Origin of the sequence: Peptacetobacter sp. AB800 (assembly GCF_047807365.1) — a bacterium.
In the GTDB taxonomy this organism is placed as follows: Bacteria; Bacillota; Clostridia; order Peptostreptococcales; family Peptostreptococcaceae; genus Peptacetobacter.
The window spans coordinates 1-5,232 of record NZ_JBLOUI010000066.1 but is presented as its reverse complement, the minus strand read 5'-3'; the positions used below and the strand labels follow the sequence as shown (position 1 = coordinate 5,232).

Sequence of the window (5,232 nt, the reverse complement as noted above, 5' to 3'; positions counted from 1 at the left end):
ATAGACTCATATCATTTTCTCCTTGGTTTTAATTTTTGTTGGCATGAATATTATACCAAGAAAATGATATGAGTTCTTTTTTTTGTTGCACTTAGATTATAAATTCAAGATTTTAAAATTAAGCGTATATACCTCTTTCGAAGTAGTCAGTTATAGTATCCATATCATCAGTCTGTCCAAGAGCTAGCATTAATTTTATTCTAGCTTTCTGTCCTGGAAGATCTCCACCAAATATACAACCTAAGTTTCTAAGATCTCTACCTGAACCATGATATCCGTAGCTATCAAATACTCTACCTGAATGACATCTTGAAACTATAACAACAGGTAAATCTTTTTCTCTAGCGTATTCAACACCAGGTAACATTTCTGGAGGTATATTTCCTCTACCCATTGCTTCTATTACTATACCTTTGTATCCTAAATCTACAGCAGCTTTTATGAAGTCGCTGTTTTCTCCAGCACAAGCTTTGAATAGAGCAACTTTAGATTCTATTTTATCAGTTTTTATAACTCTTCTGTTTACTATATCTCTAAGTAAAACTAATTCATTGCAGTCTATGTAACCAAGAGGTCCACCAACTAAAGACTGGAATGTATTTAAAGCTAATGTATTAGTTTTTGTAGCTTCTGAAGCGAGTAAAACTTCATTGTTTAAAACAACTAAAACACCTTTTCCTATAGCATCCTTTGATACAGCTGTACAAACTGCAGCTGATAGGTTACTTGAACCATCGTAACCAAGTTCTGAGCTACTTCTCATAGCACCAGTAACTATAACAGGTTTTGGATTGTCTATAGTTAAATCTAGGAAATAAGCTGTTTCTTCTAGTGAGTCAGTACCGTGAGTTATGATAACTCCAGTTATATCTTCTCTAGCTAAAAGATCTTCAGTATATTTTTTAAGCTCCATCATTCTGTAAGGAGTCATATGAGGTCCTGGTATTTCAGCAAAGTTAAGAACTTCTATATCGGCAACTTTATCTATATTAGTAACCATAGAAAGTATCTGTTCTCCTGAAAGAGTAGGTATTGCTGCCCCCACCTGGTCATCTACTGTCATAGATATTGTTCCACCAGTAAATACAATTGCAACTTTCTTTTTAGTAGTCATAATAATCTATACACCTTTCTAATAAAAAATAATTAATATTCCAATAGAAATTATAACAAAAAAATACAATAAATACATCTTTTATTTTAGATTTTGCATAAAATACATCATAATCATACTTTTAAATAGTATTAATTAGTCTTTTTACTTTTCCATAGCTCAACATAGTCGTTAAGTATATTTTTGATAGATGCACCTATTGTTATATAAGCTCTATCGTCTAAGTTTGCAAGAGAAACTCTTATAGACCATTTTGGTGCAGCGAATCCGTTACCACCAAGAAGAACTATAGCGTAGTCTTTTGCAAGTTTGTATAATATATCGCATGCATCAAAGTTTTTGTGCATAAAGTCTACAAATTCCTGACCATGATTTAATCTTCCCCATTCATCTATATCAAACTGGAAGTAATATGCAGCACTATTTTCTAAGTTTACATAGTCTATTCCTAGAGATTCAAATAGAAGTCTCTGTCTTCTTCTACATATGCTCATGTTTAATTTTTTATATGCGTCAACCTTGTCTATTAGTGCAAAAGCAGAGAAGAATGCCATCTGAACCTGCTGTGGAGTAGAAAGTCCTGCTGTGTGGTTTAGTGCAACCCGTCGACTATCAGCGACAACTCTTTCCATAAATGTAAGAGCAGAAGGGTTAAGACTCATATCACTGTATCTCTTGTCTACTATTTTTTTAGATTCACCTTTTAATTCTTTTATTTTTTTATCAAAAACATTTCTTTCGTGAACTGCAAATGTTCCTAATCTCCAACCAGTAACACCGAAGTATTTTGAATAAGAATAAACTCCTAAAGTATTATAAGGAAGTTTTGACATTAATGAAGAGAAGTCATTTACAAATGTTCCGTAAACGTCATCTGATATTATCATTAAATCTTCATTATATGTTTTAACAACGTCTATTAATTCATTGCAAGTATTTTCATCCATACCTATTGAAGCTGGATTGTTAGGGTTTACAACGAAAAGAGCTTTTATGTTTTTATCTTTTAATTTTTCAAGTTCTTTTCTTGAGAACTGCCAAGTATGAACTCCTCTTTCATCTACAACATCTGCATTTATATTTATTATGTCGAAGTTGTATCTTGGAAGATTTGGTATTTCTAAGTAAGGAGTGAAAATAGGAGTCATCATCGCTATTTTATCTCCTCTTTTTAAAAGCTCATTTGCCATAAGTGAATCGAATATGTAACACATTGCAGCAGTAGCACCTTCAACTGCAAACACCTGTATATCTCCGTATTCATCATCTATATTGTATTTCATTTCCTGAACTAAGTAGTCGTGAACTATTTTTTCTATATGAGGTAACATTCTATCTGGTAGTGGATAGTTATCTCCTATTATACCGTCTGCTAACTCATGAACAAATTCATCTGGGTTGAATCCCATTTCTGTTATTCCATAATTTACTATATTTTTTAATAAGAAAGCACCAGGCATATCTTTATTTTCTTCTATATATTTAAATAATCTTTTTGCTATACCTTCTTTCTGAGGCATACCTGAAAGATTTCCTAAATCCCAATTAAGTCTTGTTTCTGTTACTGCAAAATGTCCGAATGTAAAGAAAGCTTCTCTAGCAGAAGAACAAGTCCAGTTTGGATTTCCTCTACCAGCATCTAGTAAAGGTATGTTTTTAGTGTTTGAAGTATCCTTTGCGATTTCTATAAGTTCGTTTTTAAATTCAAACGGACTTAATCTATCGTACATTTTTTTGATTTCATCCTTTGTGTAGTCAATCATTTTTTCATAATCTCCTTATTTATAATCTTTAAAATATAATTCTTAAAATATAACCTTAAAATATAAACTCTATAAATATAATTATCATTATAAATTGTTTCAAATGAATATACATTTTGACATCAATATATAAAAATATATGAATTTAATTCATCTGAAACATATACTTACACTTTAATTATAATATTTTTTTTGAAAAAGTAAAGAGAAAAAATAAAGCTAAAATACTTAAAAAAGATATTTTTAAATACATAAAGGATAAAAAACTTAATAAATAAAAAGAAATAGTAAATGTATATACCAAAATATATTTTTTTAATGTCAAAATACGTTTTCTCTATAAAATTAAAATAATGCAAAACTTGTTGCATTTTTTAGGAAAAGGTTATAGAATAAAAAATGAAATAAGAAAAATATAATTTAACAGGAGTTGATTTAAATGTTACAGGTTACTTTAGAAGATGTAAAACAGGCGAGAGAGACTATAAAAGATATAGTTAAAAAGACTGACGTTTTAGAAAGTACAAAATTAAGCGAAAAAACTGGTGCTCATGTTTACTACAAATGTGAAAACCTACAGAAAACTGGATCTTTCAAAGTTAGAGGTGCATGTAATAAAATAGCAAATCTTACTGAAGAAGAAAAAGCAAGAGGAGTTATAGCAGCATCTGCAGGAAATCATGCACAGGGTGTTGCACTTGGAGCAAAATTAACAGGAATAAAAGCTACTATAGCAATGCCAGCTACTGCACCATTAGCAAAAGTTAGTGCAACTAAAGGTTACGGAGCAGAAGTTGTATTAAATGGTACAGTTTACGATGATGCATATGCTAAAGCAGTAGAAGTACAGAAAGAAACAGGAGCTACTTTCCTACATCCATTCAATGATAAATATGTAATAGCTGGTCAGGGTACTTTAGCATTAGAATTCTTTGAACAGTTAGATAACAAAGTAGATACTGTATTATGCCCAATAGGTGGTGGGGGAATAGTTGCTGGTGTAGCAGTAGTTGCAAAAGCATTAAACCCTAATTGTAAAGTTATAGGTGTTCAAACAGCTAATATACCTTCAATGAAAGAATCATTCCAGAATGGAGAAGTTACATCTGCATTCAATGCACCTACAATAGCCGATGGTATAGCAGTTAAAACTCCTGGAGATTTAACATTTGATATAATAAAAGAATTAGTTGATGACGTTGTTGTTGTAGAAGAAGATGAAATAGCACAGGCTATATTATTTATGATGGAAAGTCAGAAAATAGTATCTGAAGGTGCTGGTGCAGTTTCAACAGCAGCTTTATTAAGTGGAAAATATAAACCAGAAGCTGGAGAAAATGTAGTATGTGTAGTATCTGGTGGTAATGTAGACGTTAATACACTATACAGAATAATAGGTGTTGCTTTAGCTAAAGAAGGAAGAAGAGTTAGCTTAAAAGTTAGCATGAATGATAAACCAGGTAACTTCAAAAAAGTTACTAGTATAATAAGCGAAACGGGAGCTAATATACTATCTGCTAATCAGGGAAGCTTAGCATCTGGAGATAGTTTAACTGAACAGTCTGCTGAATTCATACTTGAAACTCTAGACTTCGACCATATTAAGAGAGTAAAATCAGCAATAGTTGAAGCTGGATTCTGTGTAAAAGAAATATAGTTACAAATTTAAAATATCTTTATAAATAGTTTAAAACATAAAATAAATTTATTAAAATATAAATAATATTTGAATCAATATAAATAAAAGAGTATAATATAAATATAGTGTTAATAAAAACACATATCTTATATTAATATAATATTAGGAGGGTTTTCCAATGAAACACGAAGTAATACACACTAACAATGCTCCTGCAGCTTTAGGACCATATTCTCAGGCTATAAAAGCAGGAAACTTATTATTCTTATCAGGACAGATTCCACTAGATCCAGAAACAATGACAGTTGTTGAAGGTGGAATAAAAGAACAGGCAACTAGATCTTTAACTAACATAAAAAATGTATTAGCTGAAGCTGGTGCAGACTTCTCTAACGTTGTTAAAACTACAGTTTTCATAAAAGATATGAACGAATTCAATGACTTAAACGAAGTTTATGCTGAATTCTTCGGTGAAAACAAACCAGCTAGATCTTGCGTAGAAGTAGCTAGATTACCAAAAGACGTTAAAGTTGAAATAGAATTAATAGCAGTTTTATAATTTGATAATTATAGAATTTATAAAGATGTCTCTTTTTAGGGGCATCTTTTTTTATTCTTAAGGAAATTATAATAATTTAAAACTGTGGAAAACTTGTGTACAATAGTAATATGAATGTATTGAAAAAGCGAAAAGATGAAAAAATAATTAATAAAAT

4 protein-coding genes are annotated in these 5,232 nt (G+C 30.6%); 2 read left to right on the top strand and 2 right to left on the bottom strand.

What is annotated here, in order from left to right; genetic code table 11:
• Nucleotides 1–118: 118 nt before the first annotated feature.
• Both ACK2WN_RS11740 and aspD read right to left on the bottom strand, forming a co-directional pair.
• Complete coding sequence (locus ACK2WN_RS11740; protein ID WP_329999132.1) at nucleotides 119–1,114, bottom strand: asparaginase; 996 nt, start codon at nucleotides 1,112–1,114, stop codon at nucleotides 119–121.
• Nucleotides 1,115–1,245: 131 nt separating this feature from the next.
• Nucleotides 1,246–2,877 (bottom strand): aspartate 4-decarboxylase, encoded by a 1,632-nt coding sequence (aspD, locus tag ACK2WN_RS11735; protein ID WP_300528881.1) that lies wholly within the window; start codon nucleotides 2,875–2,877, stop codon nucleotides 1,246–1,248.
• A 439-nt stretch (nucleotides 2,878–3,316) separates the two neighbouring features.
• On the opposite strand from aspD, the gene ilvA reads away from it, so the two are divergent.
• Both ilvA and ACK2WN_RS11725 read left to right on the top strand, forming a co-directional pair.
• Complete coding sequence (gene ilvA / locus ACK2WN_RS11730) at nucleotides 3,317–4,534, top strand: threonine ammonia-lyase (protein WP_300528883.1); 1,218 nt, start codon at nucleotides 3,317–3,319, stop codon at nucleotides 4,532–4,534.
• 160 nt (nucleotides 4,535–4,694) lie between these two features.
• The gene (locus tag ACK2WN_RS11725; protein WP_416155669.1) at nucleotides 4,695–5,075 is read left to right on the top strand and encodes a RidA family protein; all 381 of its coding nucleotides are present in this window, start codon (nucleotides 4,695–4,697) and stop codon (nucleotides 5,073–5,075) included.
• Nucleotides 5,076–5,232 lie beyond the last annotated feature (157 nt).